26 protein-coding genes and 1 pseudogene are annotated in these 26,709 nt (G+C 29.6%); 5 read left to right on the top strand and 22 right to left on the bottom strand.

What is annotated here, in order from left to right; genetic code table 11:
• Nucleotides 1-42: 42 nt before the first annotated feature.
• Complete coding sequence (locus Ccar_RS10480; protein WP_007059393.1) at nt 43-978, bottom strand: CobW family GTP-binding protein; 936 nt, start codon at nt 976-978, stop codon at nt 43-45.
• Between the two features lie 760 nt (nt 979-1,738).
• Here Ccar_RS10480 and Ccar_RS10485 point away from each other — a divergent pair.
• The gene (locus Ccar_RS10485; RefSeq protein WP_007059392.1) at nt 1,739-2,842 is read left to right on the top strand and encodes a DnaD domain-containing protein; all 1,104 of its coding nucleotides are present in this window, start codon (nt 1,739-1,741) and stop codon (nt 2,840-2,842) included.
• 17 nt (nt 2,843-2,859) lie between these two features.
• Nucleotides 2,860-3,241, top strand: a pseudogene (locus Ccar_RS27710) (DNA replication protein); the annotation flags it as partial.
• Between the two features lie 332 nt (nt 3,242-3,573).
• Here Ccar_RS27710 and Ccar_RS10490 read toward each other — a convergent pair.
• Nucleotides 3,574-5,244, bottom strand: coding sequence for an AAA family ATPase (locus tag Ccar_RS10490; RefSeq protein WP_007059391.1), 1,671 nt, complete (start codon nt 5,242-5,244; stop codon nt 3,574-3,576).
• Nucleotides 5,245-5,960: 716 nt separating this feature from the next.
• Here Ccar_RS10490 and Ccar_RS10495 point away from each other — a divergent pair.
• Nucleotides 5,961-7,361 (top strand): amino acid permease, encoded by a 1,401-nt coding sequence (locus tag Ccar_RS10495; RefSeq protein WP_007059390.1) that lies wholly within the window; start codon nt 5,961-5,963, stop codon nt 7,359-7,361.
• A gap of 129 nt (nt 7,362-7,490) precedes the next feature.
• Here the strand turns inward: Ccar_RS10495 and Ccar_RS10500 are convergent, their stop codons facing one another.
• From Ccar_RS10500 to Ccar_RS10560, 14 genes are all read right to left on the bottom strand, one after another.
• Nucleotides 7,491-8,273, bottom strand: coding sequence for a hypothetical protein (locus Ccar_RS10500; RefSeq protein ID WP_007064746.1), 783 nt, complete (start codon nt 8,271-8,273; stop codon nt 7,491-7,493).
• Between the two features lie 104 nt (nt 8,274-8,377).
• Entirely contained in the window at nt 8,378-9,073 is a 696-nt protein-coding gene (locus Ccar_RS10505) for a SanA/YdcF family protein (RefSeq protein ID WP_007059387.1), read from the bottom strand.
• Nucleotides 9,074-9,079: 6 nt separating this feature from the next.
• Complete coding sequence (locus tag Ccar_RS10510; RefSeq protein ID WP_007059386.1) at nt 9,080-9,928, bottom strand: hypothetical protein; 849 nt, start codon at nt 9,926-9,928, stop codon at nt 9,080-9,082.
• 13 nt (nt 9,929-9,941) lie between these two features.
• On the bottom strand, nt 9,942-10,412 hold the full coding sequence (locus Ccar_RS10515) for a MarR family winged helix-turn-helix transcriptional regulator (protein WP_007059385.1): 471 nt from the start codon (nt 10,410-10,412) through the stop codon (nt 9,942-9,944).
• 139 nt (nt 10,413-10,551) lie between these two features.
• Complete coding sequence (locus Ccar_RS26340) at nt 10,552-10,881, bottom strand: methyltransferase family protein (protein ID WP_416100994.1); 330 nt, start codon at nt 10,879-10,881, stop codon at nt 10,552-10,554.
• Between the two features lie 126 nt (nt 10,882-11,007).
• On the bottom strand, nt 11,008-11,457 hold the full coding sequence (locus Ccar_RS10525) for a hypothetical protein (protein WP_007059383.1): 450 nt from the start codon (nt 11,455-11,457) through the stop codon (nt 11,008-11,010).
• A gap of 46 nt (nt 11,458-11,503) precedes the next feature.
• Nucleotides 11,504-11,959: a DUF2889 domain-containing protein gene (locus tag Ccar_RS10530; RefSeq protein WP_007059382.1), complete on the bottom strand. Its 456-nt coding sequence runs from the start codon at nt 11,957-11,959 to the stop codon at nt 11,504-11,506.
• A gap of 57 nt (nt 11,960-12,016) precedes the next feature.
• Nucleotides 12,017-12,547: a PadR family transcriptional regulator gene (locus Ccar_RS10535; protein WP_007059381.1), complete on the bottom strand. Its 531-nt coding sequence runs from the start codon at nt 12,545-12,547 to the stop codon at nt 12,017-12,019.
• 189 nt (nt 12,548-12,736) lie between these two features.
• Nucleotides 12,737-12,895 (bottom strand): DUF1540 domain-containing protein, encoded by a 159-nt coding sequence (locus tag Ccar_RS26345; protein ID WP_007059380.1) that lies wholly within the window; start codon nt 12,893-12,895, stop codon nt 12,737-12,739.
• A 119-nt stretch (nt 12,896-13,014) separates the two neighbouring features.
• Entirely contained in the window at nt 13,015-13,722 is a 708-nt protein-coding gene (locus Ccar_RS10540; RefSeq protein ID WP_007059379.1) for a TMEM165/GDT1 family protein, read from the bottom strand.
• A 322-nt stretch (nt 13,723-14,044) separates the two neighbouring features.
• Nucleotides 14,045-15,433, bottom strand: coding sequence for a sensor histidine kinase (locus Ccar_RS10545; protein ID WP_007059378.1), 1,389 nt, complete (start codon nt 15,431-15,433; stop codon nt 14,045-14,047).
• A gap of 1 nt (nt 15,434) precedes the next feature.
• Nucleotides 15,435-16,133 (bottom strand): response regulator transcription factor, encoded by a 699-nt coding sequence (locus tag Ccar_RS10550; protein WP_007059377.1) that lies wholly within the window; start codon nt 16,131-16,133, stop codon nt 15,435-15,437.
• A 125-nt stretch (nt 16,134-16,258) separates the two neighbouring features.
• Nucleotides 16,259-17,725 (bottom strand): FMN-binding protein, encoded by a 1,467-nt coding sequence (locus Ccar_RS10555; RefSeq protein ID WP_007059376.1) that lies wholly within the window; start codon nt 17,723-17,725, stop codon nt 16,259-16,261.
• 69 nt (nt 17,726-17,794) lie between these two features.
• Nucleotides 17,795-18,799 (bottom strand): FAD:protein FMN transferase, encoded by a 1,005-nt coding sequence (locus Ccar_RS10560; RefSeq protein WP_007059375.1) that lies wholly within the window; start codon nt 18,797-18,799, stop codon nt 17,795-17,797.
• 250 nt (nt 18,800-19,049) lie between these two features.
• On the opposite strand from Ccar_RS10560, the gene Ccar_RS10565 reads away from it, so the two are divergent.
• Nucleotides 19,050-19,331, top strand: a complete 282-nt coding sequence (locus Ccar_RS10565; RefSeq protein WP_007059374.1) for a YmaF family protein — start codon at nt 19,050-19,052, stop codon at nt 19,329-19,331.
• Between the two features lie 122 nt (nt 19,332-19,453).
• Here the strand turns inward: Ccar_RS10565 and Ccar_RS10570 are convergent, their stop codons facing one another.
• The 3 genes from Ccar_RS10570 to Ccar_RS10580 all read right to left on the bottom strand — a co-directional run bounded on the left by Ccar_RS10570 (nt 19,454) and on the right by Ccar_RS10580 (nt 20,640).
• On the bottom strand, nt 19,454-19,852 hold the full coding sequence (locus tag Ccar_RS10570; protein WP_007059373.1) for a (2Fe-2S)-binding protein: 399 nt from the start codon (nt 19,850-19,852) through the stop codon (nt 19,454-19,456).
• A 67-nt stretch (nt 19,853-19,919) separates the two neighbouring features.
• Entirely contained in the window at nt 19,920-20,111 is a 192-nt protein-coding gene (locus Ccar_RS10575) for a DUF1858 domain-containing protein (protein ID WP_007059372.1), read from the bottom strand.
• 82 nt (nt 20,112-20,193) lie between these two features.
• Entirely contained in the window at nt 20,194-20,640 is a 447-nt protein-coding gene (locus Ccar_RS10580) for a MarR family winged helix-turn-helix transcriptional regulator (RefSeq protein ID WP_007059371.1), read from the bottom strand.
• Between the two features lie 209 nt (nt 20,641-20,849).
• Here Ccar_RS10580 and Ccar_RS10585 point away from each other — a divergent pair, with 209 nt between their 5' ends.
• Nucleotides 20,850-21,719, top strand: a complete 870-nt coding sequence (locus tag Ccar_RS10585) for a cation diffusion facilitator family transporter (RefSeq protein WP_007059370.1) — start codon at nt 20,850-20,852, stop codon at nt 21,717-21,719.
• Nucleotides 21,720-21,842: 123 nt separating this feature from the next.
• Here Ccar_RS10585 and Ccar_RS10590 read toward each other — a convergent pair whose 3' ends face one another.
• The 3 genes from Ccar_RS10590 to Ccar_RS10600 form a co-directional block, all read right to left on the bottom strand.
• The gene (locus Ccar_RS10590) at nt 21,843-22,862 is read right to left on the bottom strand and encodes a hypothetical protein (RefSeq protein ID WP_007059369.1); all 1,020 of its coding nucleotides are present in this window, start codon (nt 22,860-22,862) and stop codon (nt 21,843-21,845) included.
• A gap of 41 nt (nt 22,863-22,903) precedes the next feature.
• On the bottom strand, nt 22,904-24,391 hold the full coding sequence (locus Ccar_RS10595) for an FTR1 family iron permease (protein ID WP_007059368.1): 1,488 nt from the start codon (nt 24,389-24,391) through the stop codon (nt 22,904-22,906).
• Between the two features lie 476 nt (nt 24,392-24,867).
• Nucleotides 24,868-26,487, bottom strand: a complete 1,620-nt coding sequence (locus tag Ccar_RS10600; protein WP_007059367.1) for a methyltransferase domain-containing protein — start codon at nt 26,485-26,487, stop codon at nt 24,868-24,870.
• Nucleotides 26,488-26,709 lie beyond the last annotated feature (222 nt).

A 26,709-nucleotide genomic window follows, 5' to 3' on the forward strand; every position in this document is an offset into this window, starting at 1 on the left:
TGTAACTCATCCTATTGATTAGTTACACTCGTCCAATTTTACTTAATTATTAAGCTTCATATCTTTTCCTATTATGTCATTCCATGAATTAAATACTTTTCTTATTACATTTGGACCAATCTTAGATATAAATACTAATGTTGATTCTGTCTCTTTCGTATCAGAGATTTTATAATCAATTATATTATTAACTACATCTACCTGATTCCATCCATCCTCTAACTCAAAAAATCCCTTTATTCTATAACAATCAGAGCATACAGCTTTTAAAAATGCTGTCAGTTCTTCTTTTCTAACTTCACCAGTAAATGTTAAACTTATTGTTTTAGGTTTGTTCTCTACAGTATTAGTTGTATCTTCACTTTCTACCCATTGATTTTTCATTAAGTCTTCATTAATAAAATCATAATCAAATTTTCCAAATCGTGCCTCTTGAATTGTTACCTTGTTATTTATTTCTCGTATCTTTGATTTTATTTCTTCTAAGGTTTTATTATCAATTAAATCAATTTTACTTATAACAGCTAGATGACAATGTTTTAACTGCCTCTCTACTGTTTCCAAATCTTTTATTTGTTCTAAAAAATGAACTCCATCCACTATGCATATAGCACCTTTATAATCATAGACTTTACCTTTTACAGATTCTATTGCATCTAGTATTTCCCCTATATTAGAAGGATCTGCAAGTCCTGAGCTCTCAACAAATAAATATTCTATAGAACGATCTACCATTTCCATCATTGCAGAAACAAAAGATAATTTCAAACAAGAACAAAATATTGAGCCTCTATTTATTTCTACAAGTTCCATACCATCCTTTTCAATGATTGTACCGTCAATGCCTATTTTGCCAAACTCATTCATTATAACTCCCACTTTTTCATTAGATAAATCCTTCAATACATTAGTTAAAAAAGTAGTCTTTCCAGATCCTAAGAACCCTGTTAAAAGATATAAGTTAATTTTTTCTTTCATTTTCACCACTCCTTAGCTATTCAGTTTTTACTAATCTCCTTAACTATAACATTTAAATTAGGTTATTATAAAATAAAACATATACCCTGTAAACACTTAACCATATTATAATATTGAAATATACCAATATCAATACAAAATTATTCTTACAACATCAACATTGGATTATATTCTAAAGTATCCTGCTTGCCCCCACAACAACCATCTTCACATCCACAACCTTTTGAAGCATTCAAAGTAACCTTAGCATACTTTTGCGTATATGACCTTTTATTATGTATTCAACTTTTTAAATTATGTAAAAATCTTTGTCTCCTTTTCAAAAATCTATCCTATATATTAAGTGAAAGTGGATGATAAGATATGAAAAGAAATTAAATGATCCATGATACAAAATAGCCAACTTTAAAAAGTTCTGATTGAAAATAACTCAATCAGAATTTTTTTGAAATATTTTTCTCATAAAATTTATCTATATACAAAAAATTCAACACTAAAAACAGTTATGTTTCTTTCCCAATTTCAAATAATCATCATATAATGCCAACTTTTCAGCATATTGTAGAAAAAAGCTGTAAAAGTAAGTAAAATCATTTATGCAACATTTTATTCATAAATTGCAAATAAGCTATTGAAGGATTAAAAAAAAGAGCGGTAATAATATGCTTACTTACGAAACTAATTTTTAAAATTTTTTAAAAAGCAAGAAAACTAACCTTCTTTGTCCTCTGAAAAAATAAGTAAAGGATTGGTGTTAATTATGAAAAAAGTACTTTTGGAAAATGAAATCACTATGGTTTTTCAGCCTAAGCTTGCAGAAATTTTTGGAGTTACAGAAAGTATAATACTTCAACAAATCCACTACTGGCTTTTAAAGAGCACTCACATAATAGATGGCACACCCTGGATTTATAACAGCTATGAAGCCTGGCACAATCAAATAAGCTTTTTATGCAAAAGAACCATAATAAGAGCTATAAAAAAGCTTGAAACTTCAGGAGTAGTTTTAAGCTCTAATTTCAATAAATCAAAAATGGACAAGACTAAATGGTACACCATAGATTATGAAAAACTTGAAAGCCTATGTGATTCTTTTGAAAATAGTACTAATTCAATAATTGACACTAAAGGAAAGCCAGGTGAAAATTCATCTGACACTTCTGAAGATGATAAAAAACTAGAAGTTCATTACGAGTTAGAAGCAAATGAAATTTCTATAGATCAAAATATTTATTATGACAAAGATAGCACTTATGAAAATTTAGATGATGTAAATAAGTCCAGCAGTAAGTACCTTTCCACTTCTTCCATTGAGTCAAAAAGTCCTATGGATAATGCCTATTTTAATAAAGCAATACCAGAGATTACTACAGAGACTTACTTAAAAAAAGAAGAAGAAGGGTTCGCCGATGTTGTAAATTTTTACAGTGACAATATAAGCTGTGCCAGTCCTTATGAAATTGACCTGTTAAAAAATTTTATGGAGGACTTTAATTCAAAGGACTTAATTATTCTTGGAATGAAGCAGGCATTAAAAAGTAATGCCAAAAATTTGAGATATATTGAAAAAGTGCTGTACAGCTGGAAAAATAAAGGTTTAAGGGATGAAAAGGAGGTCATAAACTATTTAAATAATTATAAAAAACATAAGAATTATTATGGTTTTCATAAATTTAAAACTAACAGTGATTTTCCTGATGATTATAAAAAGCTGCAAGGAAAGGAAAGCTTTGTAAGAACATGGGGAAACTATGAAAAGAATTGGGGATATAATTCAGAGACTCAGGAAAAAGAATTTGGAAAACATGAATCTGAGGAAGAAAAAACAGAATGGTATCAAGGAGACATGGAAGGACTCATCTGAAGTTTACGCTTTAGAAAACTGCCTTCAAATACTTTAAAAGCTTTAAACAAATAAGAAATACTAGAAAAAATAGTATAGCTTTTTTGAGCAAATACTAAAATTAAAACAAAATATTTTAGATGAAGAATATTATGAAGCCTGCACACGAAAGTTCACAACAGCACAGGTTTTAATAATAGATGATCTCTATAAAGGCAAGCTTATTGAGTCAGATATGAACATAACATTTAAAATAATAAATTATAGATACATGAAGAATTTGCCTATAATAATCTCTTCTGAATTTACTGTGGAAAAACTTTTATATTTTGATGAAAGTATAGGCAGCAAATTTTAGAAATGTGCAAAAATTTCATTGTAGAAATACATGAAAAGGAAAATAACTACAGACTGAAATAAAGTCAGCTATTCTCTAGATTGTATATAATCTTATAGTAATTAAGCGCAAATTAAAGCAGCTGATGAACTAAGAATAAATCCCTTAATATATAGCCTGTTAAATGAGATACCCACATCCAAGCATTTAACCTCCAACTGATGCTTAAAAATTGTTATCTAGAGCTGGTAGTCATCGGATAAAGGATTTCCTTAAAATTTTACCCGCCGTTTTTTTATTTTCAAAATTGAAATAAAAGAAGTGCCCTTAATCCTTATATTTAAAATATTTAAAGACACCTTATTTCTAACTTCAGCTAATAAAATTCTTAGTTAATTCAAGTTAAAATTACACTTTATGTTAAAACAAAAACTTCTTTTCCTTCGAAAGCAATTCCAAGTTCTATTACATTTTTTACTCCAAGCTCAATAAGTTCTTGTTTATAATTCATAGTCTTTATTTGAACTAATGCATTTTCAGCTGCTGTATTTAAAGTTTCTTTTCTTCTTTTATTAACTTTTTTAAACTCAATTATTATACCATTTTTATTCATATCCTTTGGAATAATCATTATATCGTATCTTCCATAACCACTTTCCCTATTAGATTTCACTCTATATTCATCATTTAATGCTACTAATATTCCAAGTACAAAAGCATGATAAAAGCTCTCACTTTCATCACCTATATCAAAATAACTAAAGCTCTTAACCACATAATCTGCAAAAATATCTTCAAAGGTTTCTATATCTCCATTTGTAAGTGAATTTAACATAAGATTGAATTCATCATTATTTACGCTTTCTTTAAGCCAGCTCATTATTATTTCATTATATAAATATTTTACTTCTATATTAGGTATGGCAAGTTCACATACAAGTCTTCCATCTGCCTTTCTTGCCTTTTTTACAGTTTTCAAATATCCACTAAGAAGTAAAAAACTCCATACATTTTCTGTACTCTTATCTATTTCCTTCATTTCAATATTTTCATTTATATCTTTTGTTATACTTTTATTTTGAATTAAATCTTCCAGTTCACTTTTTAGCTGCTGACCGCCTTTTGTTATAAGGCTTTTCACTAAATCATTGCTGCTGGTATTTATCCAATATGGCTGAAGTCCTTCTTCATAATTGTTCACATAATTTAATATTGACCAAGGATTATATATTATATTTCCTCCAAATACATAGCCGTTATACCAGCTTTTAACTTCATCCAGCTTAAATTCCACTTCATAATATCTGAAAATTTTTTCTATTTCAACTTCTGAAAATCCAAAATAGCTGCTGTATTTATTCTTTAAAATACTATATACATTTAAATTATTAAGTCCTGAAAATATACTTTCCTTTGCTACTCTAAGTATACCTGTAAGAATTGCCTTTTCTAAATATATATTATCCTTCAAGCCTCCACTTAAAAAATTTCTCATGAAATTTATAATATCTTCATAGTAATCACCAGTATATCCACTTTGTATTGGTACATTATATTCATCTATAATTATTACGGCTTTTTTACTATAGTACTTAGATAAATACATACTTAAACTTAATAAGCTTTTATGGTAATATATATCCTCTGCCTTTAAGTTCATAACATCTTTGTACATTTCTTTTTCTTCATCATTCATTACATTGCTTTCAAGAAGATATTTATGTCTTTTAAATTCGCTTCCTATTACAAATTTCATCCCACTTTTACAATCTTTCCAACTTAAATATTTTTCATCCTTAAAGGTGAGATAAATAACCGGATAACTTCCTTGATTCCCCATAATATCTTTATATTTATATATATTCAATTCTTTAAAAAGAAAGCTGTTATCTTCATCAGTCTTTTCAAAGAAATACTTAAGCATACTCATATTGATAGTCTTTCCAAAACGTCTTGGCCTTGGTAATAATATAACTTCACTGCCATCCTCTAAAATTTCTTTTATTAATAAACTTTTATCCATAAAGTAATAATTTTCACTTATTAATTTTTTAAAATCACTTATACCTATAGGAATTTTTTTCACTTAACCACTTCCTTCCCTAACAATTATTTTAACACAAACAGTGCTATTTAAACATTCATAAAAATAAATGCTACTGCTGATTTATGGCAATATCATTTATTTTTAATAGTATAGTGTTTTAGTAAAGAAAAACATATATCTCTTGTTGCATTTTTCATATAATTTAAGGTTAAATATAAAAATATTATAATAAATTTCAAAATATATCATTTAGACTGTATTAGAGGCAAAGACTATACTTAGAAAAATCAGATAAAAGAATAATTCTTATCTTAAAAAATAATTTTTATTTAAAATGAAGAGTAATAATATGAACTTAAAGTATGAAAACAGGAGTATATATAAAGCAAATAGAAGAATTTAATTGATAATCAAATATAACTTTTAATTTTAAAGAAAACGGGCTATTGTAATCGTTATAGCTATAATAGTCCTGATTTTATTTTAATATATTTATGCATACAACGTCATATATCTTTTATTCGATGTAAAAAAAAGATTTTATTAAGTTAGCTAAAATTATATTTGAAAGTTTGTCTTCAAAATACATAATGAATAATTTGTTTGCGTGAAATATAAAAATCACATAATTGGAACAATTGGAAAAATTATGACAAAAACAAAACAATCATAAAATTATGTTAACATACTATTCATATCCAATAATTAATTGTCTTTATAATTTATTAATATTTTTTTGAAAGGGGCTATTTTAAATGGAAAAAGAAGAATTGACACGTGGCCTAAAAGCACGTCATATTGAATTGATTGCTTTAGGTGGCACAATTGGTGTCGGCTTGTTTATGGGATCGGCTAGTACCATCAAATGGGCAGGACCATCAGTATTATTGGCTTATGCAGTAGCAGGCATTGCTATGTATATAGTTATGAGAATAATGGGAGAAATGCTTTATCTTGAACCATTGACTGGTTCTTTTGCAACTTATGCAAATAAATATATATCTCCTTGGGCTGGCTATATGACAGCATGGTGTTATTGGTTTATGTGGATAGCTGTGGGCATGTCTGAAGTTACTGCTATCGGAATTTATATGAATTATTGGTTTCCAGCTTTGCCATCTTGGATTCCAGCTTTGGTAGGTGTAGCTATTCTTGCTGCTGCCAATATGACTTCAGTTAAATTTTATGGTGAATTTGAATTCTGGTTTTCAATGATTAAGATCATTACGATTATTGCTATGCTATTAGTTGGATTTGGTTTGATTTTCTTTGGTCTTGGTAACCACGGGACAGCCGTTGGTTTAACAAACCTTACAGCAAATGGAGGCTTCTTTGCCGGAGGTTGGAAAGGTTGGCTATTTGCTTTATGCTTGGTAACGGCATCTTATCAAGGTGTAGAACTTATTGGAATCACAGCTGGAGAAGCACAGGACCCAAAAAACACATTAAGAAAAGCAACAAAAAATATTATTTGGCGTATATTGATTTTCTACATTGGTGCTATATTTGTAATTGTGACTATTTATCCTTGGAATAAAATAAGTGCACTTGGCAGTCCATTTGTTTTAACTTTTGCTAAGGTTGGAATTTCTGCTGCTGCTGGTATTATCAATTTCGTAGTATTGACAGCTGCAATGTCTGGTTGTAACAGTGGAATTTACAGCTGTGGTCGTATGCTTTATACATTATCAAGAAATGGCCAAGCTCCTAAATTCCTAGGCAAAGTAAATAAAGAGGGTGTACCAGTTAATGCTCTTAGAACAACTTTGGCTTGTTTGCTATTATGTGTAATTTTAAATTATCTTTGCCCAAATTCTAAATTGTTTGTTTATATTTATAGTGCAAGTGTACTTCCAGGAATGATTCCATGGGTTGTTTTGTGTATCAGTCAAATAAAATTCAGAAAAGAACATGCAGCCGAAATGGAAACACATCCTTTTAAATCAAAGTTATTCCCATATGCTAACTATATTGTAGTAGTTTATCTTTGCTTAGTTTTAATCGGCATGTGCTTTAATTCAGATACACAGATTCCACTATTGGTTGGAGCTATTTTCTGTGCTATCGTTACTATCGCATATTTTGCTTTTGGTATTAACAAAAAATCTGCTTCAAAAGTAGAAGAATTTGAAGATAAAAAATTAGAAGCTAAATAAAGGATATTAGCAATGCTAACGATCGGATAAAATTATGAAAGCATCATCAAGAGTTTTATAACTCATGATGATGCTTTTGTTATGTGATTTGCATTGTCTGATAATAGTACCTAAATAGATCTAGCAATATCACACATGAATCCCAACACCATCAATCTTTCCATTTTCTAATACTCTTAACTGATGTTTTGTATATACCCCTTGAAAGAAATCCTCACTAGAAAGAGTATACTCAATGCATAAGCCCTGCTGCCTTTTTAGGGAAGCATCTGCGAATTCACAAGCTGTCACCTGTATTATATCTTGTATCTCTTTACCTTCATCTGCAAATAGCTCTTTGAAGTACTTTTCTGCTTCTTTTGTTATTTTCAATAAATCCTTTTCCATTTTATCAAATAGTACTAAGAATTTTTTCCTATCACCTTCGCTTATATCTTGAACTTCCTTATCAGAAAAAAAATCTCCTATATAAATGCCTTCCTCATAAACAATTCCGTCTTCCTGCTGTTCAATATCCATTAAAACAGCATTATCATGGCATACTTCAGCAGCCTTATATATATCAAACTGATAATCACAGGTCGTAAATTTAAATACTCCTTCTTCTTTATCAAAATTCATAAATACCCTAAAGATATAATTATCCTTTGATAAATACTCAATTGCACCATCAGTCCAAATCCTATCTGAATTCTTTAATTTTCCAATTATAACCGTTGATATTTTATATGTCTTATCCATAAGAAGTCTTTCATTAATTCTTTTCATTCCTGCATTTATTAAATCAACCTGTGTGTTAAATACCTCCATTCTCTTTAATGCCTCTTTTGATGCTCCTTTTTCATCTCCTTGCAGTACAAATAAAATTTTTTCTTTTACTGGCCAAAACCAATTATTTTTTGTGTCTTTCATAATAATTACTCTCCTATAATATAAGTCATAGAATCTAATGTGCTTAAAATGATATCAGCGAAAATCTTTTTCTCTCAGGAATTCTTCATGAGGATAAATTAATTTTAATCACGGGTTTCTTTGAAATTGCCAGTATTTATAGGAATTTCTTTTCCAAGGAATTTAGGATTAGGTTTTAATATGTTTACTGCAATAAAATCTTTATAAATAGCTAAACTCTCTCTTAGTTTATATTTTACGATATCTACATAAATATGTTTGTCCGCTTTTACTCCATAGCATTCAATTCCCATGCCTTTTGCTGAGTACACTGCCCTTTTAAGATGGTAATCCTGTGTTACTATTACAGCACTATTTACTTTAAATATATGTTTTGCCCTATAGATACTTTCATAAGTACTAAAACCTGCATGATCTAAAAATATGCTGGAACTTTTTATCCCTCTCTGCTCTAGATATTTTCTCATATTATTAACTTCATCATATTGTAAATTTCCATGATCACCAGTTACTAATATTTTAAGATTACTGTTTTCTTTATATATTTCTAGAGCAGTGTCAACCCTGTCTTTTAATATATCACTTAATCTTCCATCAGGGTATACATAAGCTCCAGGAATAATTATACACTCTACCCTCGGAACAGAATGTTTGTCTACTATGTATTTATTAGCTTTGTTTATTACCCAAAAGTCAACACATATAAATTGAAATATAAAAATTAATAGAAATATGAAAATAGGTTTAAGTATCTTTGTTTTACTAAAAACTTTTCTAATTTTTATAATATTCTCCCCCATTCAATATCAATGTTTTTGAAAGCATATAATTATGTCTTTATTATTTTTTAACATTTGCCATAAAAATACTAAAGCTACAAATGTAATCACACTAAAACAAATTATTAACTGTATATTATTAGAAATTCCCATATTCATAGCAACAATCATTAAAGAAATAATATCAATATTAGTTATTATAGCAAAAATTATCATCATAGGTGCTAGAAGATATCCTAAGCTTTTCTTTTTAATAAGGCTTATGGCAGCGATAATCATTAGTGGAAGAAAAAAAGAAAAATCCAAAGCTTGAACTGGATTTGTAGTCAAATTATCCTTAACAATACTCTCTGGTACAGTACCTGTTAAAACTGCAGGCAGTGAATCGGAAAGCCATAAAAAAACAAATACTACTGCAATTACCAGTAAAAAGCTTCCTACTGCTTTAGTAGGGGTTTTTTCATTAAACCAGCTTTTAAAGTCTTCACTAATGTGCTTAGTAAAAAAGCATAATAATGAAAAAATTGATAGTCCTAAAATGCAGCAATAAATATGAAATAAAAAGTTAAAATGTACAGCAAAGCAGTAAATAATGTAAGAATAAACATTAGTAATCATTGTTCCAAGCCAAATTATTTTAAAAGTCCTACATCCTTTTGAAGCTCCAATACCTGAAACTAAAAGAACAGGCACCACAAAAAATACATTTGAAATATCTTGTCCAATACATTGGGATAGCCAGTCTATAGTTTCTTTTGAATACAACTTTTGATGCCAAATTCCTATGCTGCTGCAAATAACCATAAGTATAGCTATAGGAATAGTAAAATATATAATATATTTATCAATCTGAAGTTTAAATTCATTTTTATCCATTTTTTCTCCACTTCTAAACATTATTATTTTTCATGTCCATTTCATCAGCATTTAATATAATTTTCTGAATAACTTTTCTTGTAGTTGTCAATTCATCTTTTCCTATACCCTTAAACAAGCTTTCAATAAAAGTATTTCCTTCTTCCCTAAGCTTTGTTAGCAGGTTATAACTGTATTCTGTCAATTTTAGCCTAGTTACACGAGCATCCTTTTCATCCTTATCTAATATTAATAAATCTTTCTCTTGCAGCTTTAACGCAACCTGTTTAACATTTTGATGAGAACTTCCCATTTCCTTTGCAGCTTCTTTTATTGTTGGTGGATTATCAAATAAATTATCAATTACAATTGATAAAAACCACTGTTTTGTTGTAATATCAAATTTTTTAAATTCTCTTCCAAGTAAAGTATCTACCTTGTTAGCAATTAGAAATAGTGCTCCAAATAAATACTGTATATCACTGGTCTTTTCAACTTTTTTCATATTTACCCCCAAATACCAAAATAAAGGTAATACATTACCTTTATAGATAATATATTACCTTTCTTACATTATGTCAATACCTCTCTTTAATTCCACTTAAAGAGCGGTTAGTCATCAAATAAAGGATTTCCTTAAAATTTTACCAAATTAACGGAATTAAACGATAATGTGTCTTTAAACAATAATCTTTATATCCTGGAAGTTCTCGTAAAAGCACTTCTTCTTCACTTTTTATTCTAAATACATTCATTGGCACAGAAAGAAGAAAAGGTATCACTGCCCAATAAGAACCAAGTGCCAAAGGAGTAAATAGAAACATTATAAGCATTCCTAAATACATTGGATGGCGAACTATAGAATATGGTCCCGTTGATATAACCTGCTGCTTGTTTTCAACCTGTATAATAGTAGAAGCATAACTGTTTTCATTAAAGACAAAGATAATAAAAATGTAGCCTGAGAGTACAATAACTCGCCTATTTTTATTTTATTCTCCATTAATCCCTCACCTTGATAATTATTATAAACCCACCCCTAAGGGGCGAGTCAATTATTTTAAAAACTTATTTGTTATCAAAATTGGATTTTTTTTCTTCTACTGAATAGCAATATATAAATAACAATGTGCCTTTCCATCTTTCGTATATTCACTAGGAACAGTACTCTCATAATCTTCAGTAAAAGCTCTCTTTATATTTCCCGATTTTTGTTCACGCCATACTTTTTCCCATGCCTTTTTTGTACATATACCTATTTCTCCATTTTCATCATATTTTTTATATAATCCTTTACTTACTGCTGTTTCTATTTTTTGAAAAAAGTCAGCTGTTACAGCCATTATGGTAAGGTCATAATCTCCACTTTCATCACTAGAATAGTTACTATATTTTGAAACTGGAGAAACGCCTTTTTGAAACATATGTTCACTATCAAAAAGAAGGGGCAGTTTTCCACTCATAATATCACCCCAAATTTCACTAATTATTTTTGTTCCTTCTTCAGAATTACTCGTTCTTATTGTTACTTCTTTCAATTTATAAGCCATAGTTTTACTCCTCTTCTATATAAATAATTATTTAATACTTTAGTATTTAGGCATTATTACTCATTATTGTGTGAGCTATACATGCTTTAGGAAGTTTTTCTTTGCAAAAATCCCACCATTGATTTTCTGTCATATTTCCTATTTTAATTTGATGCGGAAAATAATTAAAGATTACCCCAGGCACAGAAATTCCAAGAAGCATTCTAACATTGCCGCATCCCATTTCACTAGAAAACAATTCATCACATTTAGAGCGGAATTCTGAAATAACATCAATACCTATTAATTCTTTCATTTTATCTTTAATTAAAATGCAATCTTTAATTGGATAACGCAGCAATTCTACCCTGGCATCTAATATAATCATATCTGGTACAGATACATCTACTATTACTTGAATGTCATGTTGACGATCTGTTAAATGTGAGATAGTTCTCCAAATATTATCCTCCACTCCATAATAGTTAACTTCAAAATTTCTTGAATAAAGACTCTTTTCCATAAATATACCTCCGTAATTATACTCAGTACTGACTATATTAACATTTTTTTGGAACTCTTAAGAGAGTTCCTTTAATGTTTCATTTATCCATTTTAATTCAGTTTCTAAATGATATATATGATGATTAAATATACTAATACAGTAACTTCTGTAATCAGGTAACAATTTACTTACTGTATTATCTTTAGTTCTAGCTAATTCTTTCAACTTATTTTCTATATACTCTTTTTGTCTATTTAAATTTTTAATAACAGCATCCTTATCAGCAAAGTCAGAAAAATATAATACTCCATCGAAATCAAATTCTACACTATAATTTTCAGCTAAAATTTTATTAAGCAAAGAATTAAAATAAGCAATTCCTGAATCGGTAATAGAATATACTGTTTTTTCAGGCCTATTGCCATCTTTTTCGATAACAGAATTTATATAGCCTTTTTCAGCCAGTTTATCTAAATGATAATAAATTGTAGGAAGTTTGATTTTAGCAAAGGCTGCTATGTTATCTGATACTATTTGTTTTATGCTATATCCATGTTGAGGGCCATATCTCATAAGAAGCCCTAGAATATATAATTGTATTTTCATTTGTAATCTCCTTATACTCAGTACTGACTATAAGTATATCATATTTTTTGGTACTGTCAACAATATATACAAATTGTTTTATTGATAGAATTAAAACTTTTGCATATAGCGAAATGAGCTGTATCCTATAAGACAGATTCCGAAAAATTACTGTCTTACAAGGATACAGCTCATTATTTTAGAATATTTTTATTGTGCTTCAAAACTTCCACAGTCAGTACATTGTTTTGTTTTAGCCTGTGCTTCATGCTTTGTAACTTGAATTTTCTCTAATGAGCAATAATTTTCATCCTTCGCATGAAATCTACATTCAGTTACTGAACATCCTATATTATTATTAGCTTTCATAAATAATACCTCCATGTCTTTTTATTTGTAAATCAAAACTAACATTAATATTTTTGCCTTTATATTTTTGTATATCCGTGGAAATTTATTCCTTAATAAATCTATAGGACATCATTAACTTACTTATTGTTATCTTTTAAAATATTCTTATCAGGTGAAGCTATATTACAGGCCTGACCTTGATAGGAAAGTTTTACACCGAATATATATATTAGTATTCCAAGTACTAATATATATAGAATTACATACATAGTGCTAAGTAGTACTGAAGGAACAGAATTATAAATAGTAAGTGTTCCAAAGAATATAAATATAATTCCTGCCACCCATTTTATATATGCTTCAGGAATATGCTTACACATCCATGCACCACCTATTATGCCTATACCATCAGCAATTAACATACCTACAGTTGTTCCCATTAAAATAAACGCTGGATGATGACTATTTGCTGATATTGCTATTGTCATAAGCTGGGTCTTGTCACCCATTTCTGCCAAGAAAAAGGCAATTGCTACTGTAACAATTGGCCCAAATTTAGTTTTCTTTTCATCTTCATCATCAAGTTTATCCCCTCTTAAAGTCCAAAGTCCAAAGATTAGAAAGGATATTGCTGCAACAATTTTTATTGTACTCATTGGTATAAGTGAACTTAAATAATTTCCTACTGCTACAGCAAGAGCATGATTAAAAATAGTAGCTACAAGTACTCCAATCATTACTTCTTTTACCTTATACTTACTTGCCATGGCCATTGCAAGCAATTGTGTTTTATCTCCCATTTCTGCTACAACTACAAGTAATGCCGCTTTAACAAACTCTGTCATTTAGTAACCTCCTTAATAAAATTAACAAATATATATAAATAAAAAAGACCCTTAGCACAATGAAATTTTATCTTAAATTTAACTCTTTTTTAGCATAGATTATTATGCTAAAGAAAATTTAAATATAATAAAATCATTGTGTTAAAAGTCTCACTTGACTAAAATAAGCCACGATAAAGCCAGACCAAAAGGTCAGTATGTTGACTTCATCACCAATACAGGCAGTTACTCCCTCTTAACATAAGAATTTATGTATTTATTAGTATAAATATTATCATAAAATTTATTCAAATACAATAAAATATAATTTTTTCATTTTTCTTTAACTCTGGGGTATCATTATCACAAATTCGCTTCCCTCATTTATCTTACTTTCTACAACTATACTTCCATTATGCGCCTCTATGATTGATTTTGTTATTGTAAGACCTATTCCCGCTCCACCAGTCAGCTTATTTCTTGACTCATCTGCTCTATAAAATCTTTCAAATATATATTGTAAATCCACTTCAGAAATTCCTATACCTGTATCTCTTACACTCAACTTAACAAAGTGACTGTCTTCTAACAAATTGACTTCAACTTTACCATCCTTTTCAGTATATTTTAGAGCATTAGATATTAAATTTACTATTACTTGGATGATTTTGTCCTTATCTGCATAAATACTAATATCTTCAGCATTTAAGATTAATTGTACTCCTTTGTCTAAAAATTGTTTCTCAAAATTTACTGCTATATTGTTAATGACTTCTCTCATATTAAATTTAGTTTTATTTAATATAAGATTTTCTCCTTCATACTCAGCAAGTTTTTCTAAATCACCAACAAGTCTTTTTAATCTAAGTATTTCCTCGTGGCAGCTAGTTAGTCTCTCCGTAGTTGGTTCCCATACTCTGTCTATCAATGCTTCCATATGACTTTGAAGTGTTGATAGAGGTGTTCTCAATTCGTGAGAAATATCTCTAGTTAATCTTTGCCTTAACTTCTCTTGCTCACAAAGAGATGTTCCAAGGTTGTTGATTGTTGTTGCCAGCTTATCTATTTCCTCTATGTCAGACTCTATTTGAATCTTCTCACTATAATTGCCTTTGGAAATCATTTCTGCAGTATCTATAACATTCATTATAGGATTGCTAAGTCTTTTAGCCATTAAAAGCCCCAGCACTAAAGCAATACATAAGGATACTATTCCAACACATATAAGTATTTTATTTAATGCATTTATATATAATATATCATTGTCATTATAATAAAATGGTCCATAGTATCCAATTTCTACAGTTCCTACCTTATTTGAATTATTTACTATAGGATACTCGTCTTTAGTATAAACTCCTTTCCATTTTGGAAAATGTGTCTCCATATTAACTATTAAACGGTTTTTCACGGCATTACATTTGCTATTATTATAAGCTTCTGCATCCCATACTGTCTTACCAGATACATCTTTAATACTGATAAATAATCCATTTTCAATTGCATCTACACCAAGATTTTTAATTTCATCATTATTCCACTTTCCATCACCTAGATAGTACTTACTTACAGCTGAAACTATAGCCTTATTTTTTGTTTCATGGTCCTGAACAATATAGTCTTTAAACAATTCTTTTAAGAAGAAATTTGAAAGAAGACTAATAAGCAGTACACAAATTATTGTAACTAATATATAGGAAAGTGACATCTTTTTTCTAAGACTTTTTTTCATATTACTCTCCTCCAAGCCTATATCCTGTGCCATGTACAGTGATTATATATTCAGGTTCCTTAGGATTTGTTTCTAACTTTTGTCTTAGATTTTTAACATGGGTATCAATAACTCTATCATACCCATCATAGTCTTCTCCAAGAACTGCATTTATCAGCTCCTCCCTGGTAAAGGTCTTTTGAGGATACTTTAAAAGTGCCATTAAAACTTTGTATTCTGTTATTGTTAAGTTTATGTTTTCTCCTTTTTTCCTTACTTCTCTTTTAAGAACGTCCACTACTAAATCCCCATTATTTAATGACACTATATCAGAAAGTGGTACAGCCTCTTCGCTTACTCTTCTAAGTAAAGCAAATATCCTCGCCATAAGCTCTCTTGGACTAAAGGGTTTAGTAACATAATCATCTGCTCCTATGTGTAATCCAGATATTACACTTTTCTCATCAATTTTAGCAGTAAGCATTATTATTGGAACTCTAGATTTTTTTCTTATAGCTTTACATATTTCTTCTCCAGTCATATCCGGAAGCATGAGGTCCAATATTATTAGATCTGGATTGACTCTTTCAAAAGTTTCCAAAGCATTTTTTCCTTCGAAAGCCTCAAATACCTCTGCTCCATCTCTTTCTAAATATGATCTTATAACATCAACTATCTTATTCTCATCATCTATTACAAGGACCCTTTTGTTATCTAGCATTTTTTCACTCCTATCTACTGGCAATATAAATTTAAAATTAATTGTATCAGCTTTAAGCTAAAATATACTAAAAAGTTAGGAAGTTTAGTTACTAAACATTCCTAACCTAAATCAATATTATCTAATTATTTCTGAGCCTTACTTAATGCATCATTTACAGCCATCATAATACCTTTACTTGTCAATGTAGCTCCAGTAACTGCATCTACACTAGTGGTTTGTGCTGCTATAATTTCCTTAGGGATTACATTAATAGGTTCTTTTCCCTTAGGTTCATTGGCAGATACTATTTCTACACTTGCAATTTTGCTATCTTTTACTGTAACCGAAACCTTTAAGTCAGGATTTTTTCCATGTCCAATCCCTGTATAAGTTCCATCTTTATATTTATTTTCCTTAGAACTACTATCTGTTGATACATTGCTAATTTTAGCTTGCTTTAATGCATCATTTACAGCTTCCATAATTCCTTTACTTGTTAATGTAGCTCCTGTAACTGCGTCTACACTTGTTGATTGTGAACCTATAATTTCCTTTGGAACTACACTAAAAGCCTCTTTTCCTTTAGGTTCATTGGCAGATACTATTTCTACACTTGCAATTTTGCCATCTTTTATTGTAACTGAAACCTTTAAATCAGGATTTTTCCCATGTCCAATCCCTGTATAAGTTCCATCTTTGTATTTATCTTCCTTAGAACTATTATTATCTGCTGAAATATTATTTGTACTTCCCACATGAGCTGCTGAATTATTCTTGCTCATAACACTGCCTAAAGAATTTAGTCCTGTAAAAGCAGCTATTGCTACTGCACTAGGAAACAATGGATTAACCCTCTCATTTAAAATACTTGCTTGTGGATTCTTTCTATGGCATACTTCTATGCACTTAAAACAATTTATGCATTCTCCACTACTTACTTTTTCCATTTTATAAAGCCCTATTCCCATAGAACAATTATTTGTACACAATCTACAATTTCCACACTCATCCGTAGGCTTACTTATTTTGAAAATTCTAAGCTTAGACAATACCGAAAATACTGCTCCAAGAGGGCACAAATATCTACAGAAAAATCTTTCAATAAAAATTGCTCCTATGGCTATAAAAGCCAATATTATAAAACCAGCAGTGTATTGAACCACAGCTCCTGAAATATTATCCATTCCCGCAAAAGCATTCCAAGGGCTATAACTATCAAAGTAGCTGCTACCACTTGTCCAAATAACAGCTGCAATAAATAATAATACTACATATTTTATATATTTTAATTTAGAATCAATTTCTTCATTTACTCTGAATTTTATTTTAAATAGCTTGTGCGATACTAGGTATATGAAATCATTAACAGCTCCAAAGGTACAAAACCATCCGCAAAAAAATCTACCTAAAATTATCGTTAAGGTCATAATTATTATTGCTCCAATTAAATGAGGCCAAGCTTCACCAATATTAAAGTTACCTTTAACAATCATAGAATAAATTTCTTTCAATTGACTAAAAACTAAGGTAAATAACTCTGGTATAAAGATTAAAAATATAATTTGCGTAATATGTCTTATTATTTGCAGCTTAGGTATTTTTTTTATCATTTTATTATTCCTCCAATATTCTTTATCAAAACTTAATACTTTAACTTGTAAAAATAGCTTTTTTTAGTTTTACTCTTTTCTACATACAAAGTTCTCATCTACTAATTTGAACTTATTCTTAATACCTGAGGTGATATAAATTTCTCTATTCTCCGTTATAAAAATTGCATCTATGCCTTTTATAGACTCTATTAACTTAATACTCTTATCAAGCCCCATAATATAAACACCTGTAGATAAACCATCTCCATCAATTGAGTAATCTGAAATAATAGTGGAACTTATTATTTTGCTGTCAGAAGGATATCCTGTTTTGGGATCAATTATATGATGAAATCTTTTTTCATTACTGATAAAATATCTTTCATAATTTCCTGAAGTAACTACAGATTTATTTTTAACATTTATAAAACCAACAAACTCTCCTCTTTTACCAAAAGGATTTTGAATTCCAATATACCATTGTGTTCTATCTGGCTTTTTACCCAATGCATATATATTTCCTCCAAGGTTAATCAAAGCACTCTTAATATTATTCTTTATCAAAATATTCTTTACTTCATCTGCAGCATAGCCTTTAGCAATTCCACCTAAGTCAATATTTTGACCTTTGTTTCTTAACTTAATAGTTCTGTCTTTTTCATTTAGAATTATATCTTTATAATTAACAAGTTTTAGCTTTGAACCAATTTCGTTATCACCAGGAACCTTAACTTTATCCGTTCCAATACCCCATAATTCCACCACAGGTCTAATAGTTGGATCAAATCCTCCCTCTGATAATTCACTATATTTCACAGCTTCTTTTACAACAAAATAAGTATCTTTACTAACTTCTACATTAGAAATTCCAGCATTTTCATTTATCATGGAAATCTCACTATACTCTTTAAATACAGACATTTTATTATCTATATCATTCAGCCTATTTACAGCTTCCTCTACAGCTATTTTCCCATTGCTTCCATAGACTTTTAGTTGTACCACAGTGCCAAGCACATAAAATTCTCTTACAGTAAGAACTTTTTTATTTCTTGCTCTAAAAAAAGGTATAAAAAATTCTCTTTTACACATAAACTCTATCACCTCCTAAATGGCATATCTGTCTATAATCTCCCTACATTCCGGGATTTATTTTAACATTTATTTGTGTGGATTTTATGTGAATAGAACAATAAATTTTTGATTAAAAACAGATGAAATATCAAAATATACCATACTTAAATTAATCTATATATACTTTTAATCACGTTTTTCCAAATGTAACATTATTCCTAAGATACTCATATACTATTTATGTATAAATTAATCTGGAGGAATTTAAATGCCAGAACATTCCCACAGCTATTCAGGTAGAACAACATATAGTCAAGGTCACGTTCATCACTATGGTGAAATTACTGATATGGCACCAAGTGGAGTGCCTCATAACCATTTCATGCAAGGTAGTACAACTTTTAATCATGGCCATTATCATAACTATGTAACTAGAACAGGTCCAGCAACTTATCTTCCTGACGGACGTCATTATCACTATTTTCAAACTATGTTAAGGCGCGCAGATGGTCATATACATTATATAAGTGGATATACAAGCGCTGATTAATTTAAATGGAATAAAAAAATTAGCTATATATCCCATGCATCAGGATATATAGCTATTTTTCTAGAATTGTAACTTTTGTAATTGCTCTAATTGCTTATCTAAGTTATGGATTTTAGTATTTATTATTTTTTCAATAAGTAATCAACTAACGCCCTATTTCCTTCTACACATCCGCCGCATCCTGTACCAACTTTAGTAGCAGCCTGCACATCCTCAAAAGACTTAGCACCATTTTTAACAGCAGCCACTATGTCCCCTGCTGTAACCTTGAAACAACCACATACTATTTGATTTTCATCTATTTTTTTTCTAATTATTAATTTATTTACTAAATCCTTATTACCTTCCACACAGCAGCCACATCCAGTGCCAACTTTTGTAACAGCTTGTACTTCTTCAAAGGATTTAGCACCATCTTTTATAGCATTTTTTATATCCTTCTCAGTAACATTATGGCATCCACATACTACTTTATCTTCTTCTTTAGGTTTTATAAATTTTGAAATTATTGATTTAAACATCCTTTTAATCTCCTTCGTATATCAAAAATATTTATCATTTGTTTGATTGTATTATATATTTTTTCTCTTACTTAACTTGGTTAAGTCTCTCCAGTAATTTTTCAACATCAATTCCATGAACTGCAGCTGCTTGTTCAATACTTTCAGCTTGAGAAGAAGGACATCCAATGCATCCCATTCCAAAATCCATAAGTACCTGTACTGCTTCTTGTCCCATTTTTACGATATCTTTTATCAATGTTTGTTTTTCTACTTTCATTTATATATCTCCTCTCTTTTATTAATACTAATTAGTTAATTACTAATTAGTAATATAATTTTAAAATATAAGGTGTATACTTTTATACACCAGATAATTTCTTTAATAAAGTTATTAGGGCTTCCTTTTCCTCAGTTGTTAAAACACTGAAAATTTCATTTATATTCTCTACATGTCTGGGAAAAATACTTTCTATCAATTCTCTGCCTTTTTCTGTAATACTAATTAAGTTAACCCTTCTATCCTTGGCATCAACACATCTTTTAACTAAGTCTTCCTTAGCTAGATTATCTATAACGACGGTCATATTGCCACCTGTAGCTAAAGTTTTCTCAAGTATTTCACAAATTTTTAGATCGCCTTTGTGGTATAACATTTCAAGTACAGCAAATTGAGAAATCGTTAAACCTCCCTCCTTAATTGTCCTTTGTTCTTTTTTGCGAACTGTTTGACTAGTTCTGCTTAATACTATTAGTGTCTTTAAATTTAAATCACTTAATTCACCATAAGATATTTTTTCTTTACTCATGTAAATAATATATTACTAATTAGTAATATTGTCAAGTATATTTAAAATAGATTTTTTTATCAGCAGACACAATCCTTCACCTATGTTAAAATTTTCTTTAGTAGTCATAGAATAAATTTCTTTCAATTAACTAAAAACTAAGGGTAAATCTCTTTTTTCTTTGTTATAAAAATTCTTTATACCTATTATTCGGAACAAGGAGTGAAAATATGGAGGAAAAATATAACGACTTAAAGCTTGCAGAACGAGGTGCTCGTATAAGTATTATAGCTTATATTGCATTATCTTTATTAAAACTTAGTATAGGATATATATATAATTCAGAAGCCCTAATGGCAGATGGATTGAATAATACAACCGATATAATTGCTTCATTAGCTGTTCTAATTGGATTAAAGATATCAAGAAAGCCGGCAGATGAAAATCATCATTATGGTCATTTTAGAGCTGAAACTATTGCTTCACTCATTGCATCTTTTATTATGATAGCTGTAGGATTAGATGTTTTATATAATGCAGTTCATTCTATTATCTACTTTAAGTCTAAGGCCCCCGACTTAATTGCTTCTATAGCTGCTGTTGTCTGTGCATTAGCCATATACATGGTATATCGTTATAACAAAAAAATTGCTATTAAGATAAACAGCGCAGGTCTTATGGCTGCCGCTAAGGATAATCTTTCGGATGCTTGGGTAAGTATAGGTACAGCTGTAGGTATTGTAGCTTCTCAATTCGGGTTACCTTGGATAGACCCTCTAGCTGCAGTAATAGTAGGAATACTAATTATAAAGACTGGTTGGGATATCTTCAGAGAAGCATCACATAATCTCACAGACGGCTTTCATAAGGCAGAATTAGATAGAATAGCTGAGATAATAAATACCGTTCCAGGAGTAAGAAAAATCAAGTCCTTAAAGGCACGCTTTCATGGTAATAATATTCTCCTTGATGTGGTAGTAAGTGTTAGCTCTAAATTAAATGTTATAGAAGGACATGATATTACAATGAATATTGAAGAAAAATTGAGGAGTGAGCTTAATATTACAGAAGTTGTAATTCATGTAGAACCCGATATTTAAGTAATAAATATAAAATAAACTGTATCCTGTAGGACATACTCAGAAAGGCCCTTGCTTCAGGATACAGTTTATTATTTCAACATATTTTTATTGTTTCATGTTTTGTGACTTGGATTTTTTCTATTAAAATTGTGATTTTTGTAGTTCTTCCAACTGCTTATCCAAGTTATCAATAGCAGTGTTTAATGTCTTACCATCAAGTGGCTTTACCTTTACTGCTGCATTTATAGCATGTAGAGGTTCTTCTATCTTTTCATATAATTCAGGTGATTTTGCTTTTACATTATCCTCAAACTTCTTCCAGTTTATTTCTAAATATGCAGAAGTTTTTATAGTTCTTTCTTCATCATTTTGTGCAATCTTATTTTTCATTTTCTTTAAGGCATCTCTCATATTTTGAGTTCCAGTTGAAACTAAATCAGATAGTTGATACTGTTCTAACTGCTTATCTAAATTATCAATAGCGGTATTTAATGTATTAGTATCAAGTGGCTTTACCTTCACAGCTGCATTTATAGTGTGGAGAGGTTTCTCTATCTTTTCATATAATGCTGGAGATTTTACTTTCACATTATCCTCGAATTGTTTCCAATTTTCTTCTAAACCTTCTGAAGTTTTTATAGCGTTATCTTCTTCCTTATTAGATAGCTGTTCCTTCATCTTTTTTGAAACATCTCTCATATTTTGGATACCAGTTGTAGTTAAGTCTGCTAGCTTTACTTGATCTAGTTGTTTGTCCAAATTTTCCATAGCAGTATTCATAACATTTACATCAAGTGGTTTTACTTTTACTGCTGCAGTTATAGTGTGTAATGGATCCTCAACTTTTTCATATAAAGTAAAGTACTTTTCCTTAACATTATCCTCGAATATCTTCCAGTTTCCTTCTAAACCTTCTGAAGTTTTTATAACCTTGTCTTCTTCCTTATTATTAAGCTCTGTTTTCATTTGCTTAATAACCTCTTTCATGTTATTGCTTCCCTCTTGAATACTAAGAGTTTTTTGCTTTTCTGCAGAAACTTCCTGCTTAGTTTGATTTTGAGCTGAAGTTGCAGCTTGTTCAGTTTTTTGTGTGCTGCATCCTGCAAATGTTAATACTACACCTAAAGAACTTATTATAAATAATTTTTTAAAATTCATCATTATACTCTCTCCTTCTAATATTAAAACATCTAATTTTTACATTAATTAATTTTTAAACCTTTTGAATTTACTTTATTTAATATAACCATTGCAACTGCAACTATAATTAGAATCAACTGTGGAATAAAGCCTTCCCAAGTTGGATACATCCCAATCCAAGCTATGCTAGGAAGCATATCGCTAGAAGTTGCAGGCAATAATCCTGCTAATTGTAATCCATTTACGCCCATGCCAGTGAACTTTAATCCTAAATAGAAAACTAATAAGCTTGATACCATAAAAAATGGTCTCATTGGAATACGTAAACCAACCTTTAGAATGAGTAAAGCTATAATTACTAATATAGCCATACCTATTGCAATACCAATAATTAAATCTGTTAACTTAATTGATGAGGCCATACCGATATAAAATAAAACTGTTTCAGTTCCTTCTCTAAATACTGCTAAAAAGGCTAATAATCCTAAAGAAAATAAACTACCAGTAGCTATGGCTTGTGAACTCTTATCATTGACATAGCTTTGCCATGCCTTTACACTAGATTTACTATGTAACCAATAGCTAACATACATAAGCATTACTGCAGCAAATACTCCTGTCCAACCTGCAATTAAAAAATTATTATTTCCAAAGGTACCAGATGAGAATAGAACTTTTACGATCACGGCTAGTACTATACTTACCACGAAGCCTATACCAACTCCACCATATATCCAGCCTTTCTTGTCCTCATGACCTGACCTATTTAAATAACCAAGCAGTGCTATTACCACAAGCAGCGCTTCTAAACCTTCACGAAGTATTATAGTAATAACATCTATCATTGAATAAGAATTTCCACCCACAAGTGGTGACAAATATGTATGCATTTTATTAATTGCCTTTAAAGCATTATCAGTTTGTACTGGACTAGTAGAAAGATATGCTTTAGCACTAACCATGTCTTTCTCTGCATCATCATATACCTTTTTAGACTTAGTAAGAACCACTCCTTCAACATCTAACCACGAAGAGCTAAAGTTATTCATGGTTTTTAAAGCAGCTTTTGTATCTCCACTATCTATTTGGGATTTTGCTTTTTCCAAAAGTACCACTAAATCCCCAATAGTAGTGCTGCTTTGTTTATTATCTTTTGAATCTTTTTTGCTGCTTTCAATATCCTTAAACTTTCCTGAAGTAAACTCCTTATCTACATCATCTAAATCCTTAAGAGCTTGTACTAGCTTGTCCTTTTGGATTGGAGTTTGAGAAAATAAAAATGTAACCATGCCCATTTTATCCTCGATACTTCCATAAGCTTCTTTTGATTCTGCCTTAACGTTATCCTCAAAATCTCTCCAGCCTTCCTGAAAATTAGCATAAGATTCTTTAGCCTTTTCCATATCACCAGACTGAACCAGTTCAACCGCTTTTAGCACAGACTGATTTGCTTTACTTAAATCCTCTTCAGCACTGGCTGCAAAAACTGTACTAGGTAAAACAGATATAGTAATCATAACAAGTAAAAATAATGCAAAAACTTTTTTCAACTTTAATTGCTCCTTTCATTGGTTCTTTCAATAATAATAATTTTAAATTCAGATAAACGAAAACATATTTCATTTGAAACTGAAAGTTATTATCAATCACTTGCATGGTTATTATATATTAATTTTTTTGAAATATCAATATGTTAAATTTACCAATTTCATAAATAGTATAATAATTTCTAAATACCACTTATGTCGTATAACTTTACAATACATACACATATCTTTGTATTACAACGAAAAACACTGCAAAATTCAAATTTGAATTTTACAGTGTTCTGGCAAACTATTCATTTTTTCAGTTGTTACATTAAATAAAAATATTACATCTTAATTCAAGCATTGTTTTTTATAAAATGAGATAGTTATCTTATTTTTATTCAGTAATTTCTATTTTGTCAAATCATAACTCAAGTTAATTGAATTGTAGATTTCTTCAAAATGCCTCCTGAAATTACTATTTATGTTTCAGTTAATTATAGCACCCTTATTACAAACACATGAGGAATCAAGCCCCCACTTTCAATCTTTATAGTATCAATAATCTTAAGATACTTATTATCTATTAAACTTTCCTTAAGAAGATTTTTTTCTACTGTATAAAGAAATATCATTCCCCCTGGTCTTACAATACTAGGAATCCTATTTACAAATTCACTATATAATCTAGTATTAAAACTGCTAACTCCTGATTTACTTTCAAAAGGCATATTTGATATCATCTCATCAAAGCGATCTCTTGAATAGAATTCTAATATATCTTCACATTTTAATTGTATATTAACATTAGCTAGGTAAGAATTTACTTCTGCATATGCAATACCTGTGTTAAATATATCAATCCCTGTTAAACTTTTAAAATCTTTTAATTTAGCTCTTTCAATTAACATAGTTCCCGCACCACAAAACGGGTCTATAACTTTAGCATTAGGTTTTAGCCATTTTTCTATATTTTTCATTACAATAGCTGCAGTTACAGGATTTATAGATGCAGCTAGAGCTTTTTCTCTATAATCAAATCTATTATCCTTTAAGGTATATAGCTTAATGAAGGCACTACATAAATTGTTTTTCTCAACTATTCTAATCTCAATTTCATAAGAGGAAGGGCTATTTTTTAAATTTCCATCTGAAATTTCATCTAGTTCTCTAGATAAGTTTTTTACAAACTCCGATCTTTCCCTGCTGTGATCTGTAGTTTTAAATTCAACCCTATACCAAAATGGGGTATTAATATCTCCTTCATGACACTGATTTAAAAAGCTTATAATATTTGTTTTTATAATTTTATCCGCTACTACCTTATAATTAAGTTCCAGATTACTACAGGATTCTAAAGGAAAAAGAAGTTCATAAAAAGTTCTACATTCGTAGACTTTTTTTAAATCCTTTTCTTCGATATATATTCCTTCAGTCACAGTTGTGCCTTTAATTGATTTTTCTTTAAGATCCATTAAAGTAATTTGAAAATGATCATTCATAGTTGTCAATATCATAGGTACAGGATTTTTAAAGCCTGTAAACTTATGGGGCTTTGGAGGAGATAATTTAGCTATAGCCCTTGTAAGTGCACGCTTTTCTTCATTTATATGTTTCTCATCCTTTGCAGCCAAGTTTTTGTCTTTTAAAGCTTTTTCTTTAATTATTAATTCTTCAAATATTGACTTAAGCTTTTCTGCATCCGAAACTCCACCACAATTTCCTATTGCAAGTATATATGAGGATTTTACAAATAGCTGTTCCTCTGAATCATATGCACTATATAAATCCTCTAAATATTTGGAATCACCTATTTCACCAATAATACCACATACATTCTTTCTGACTTTAGGATCTGAATGTTTCAGAAAATCAGCAAGTTTTTGTTTAGAATGCCCCACAGTTCTTTTAAATATACCTCTAGGTTTTTCTTTCTTTATAATATCTCTTATAACAGAAAGTACTGCTCTTGGATTATCCTGATTTAAAGCTTCTGACCACAACATTGGCATTGCATTATTATAATCCCTGGAAAGTTTATCTATTATTTTAGCTCTCTTACTATCATCAGCACTTTTCAGATCTTCTATTAAATTTGTATAATTTATATCTTTCATTTAATTCTCCTCTTATGTTTCAATTTAACAGCTTCCATTATACCCCATATTGCAGAACACTTGCAACATTGCATTTAAATTTAATAATTTTATTAATGTAATTAAACTTTTTATAATATAAATATTGAAATGCAATTACATATTTGTTATAATGTACCGTATTGTCTTGCTTATACCAAAAACTTTGTAAATTTATTCAAATTATCATCTATATTTAATTTT

Origin of the sequence: Clostridium carboxidivorans P7 (assembly GCF_001038625.1) — a bacterium.
GTDB classification, from domain to species: domain Bacteria; phylum Bacillota; class Clostridia; order Clostridiales; family Clostridiaceae; genus Clostridium_AM; species Clostridium_AM carboxidivorans.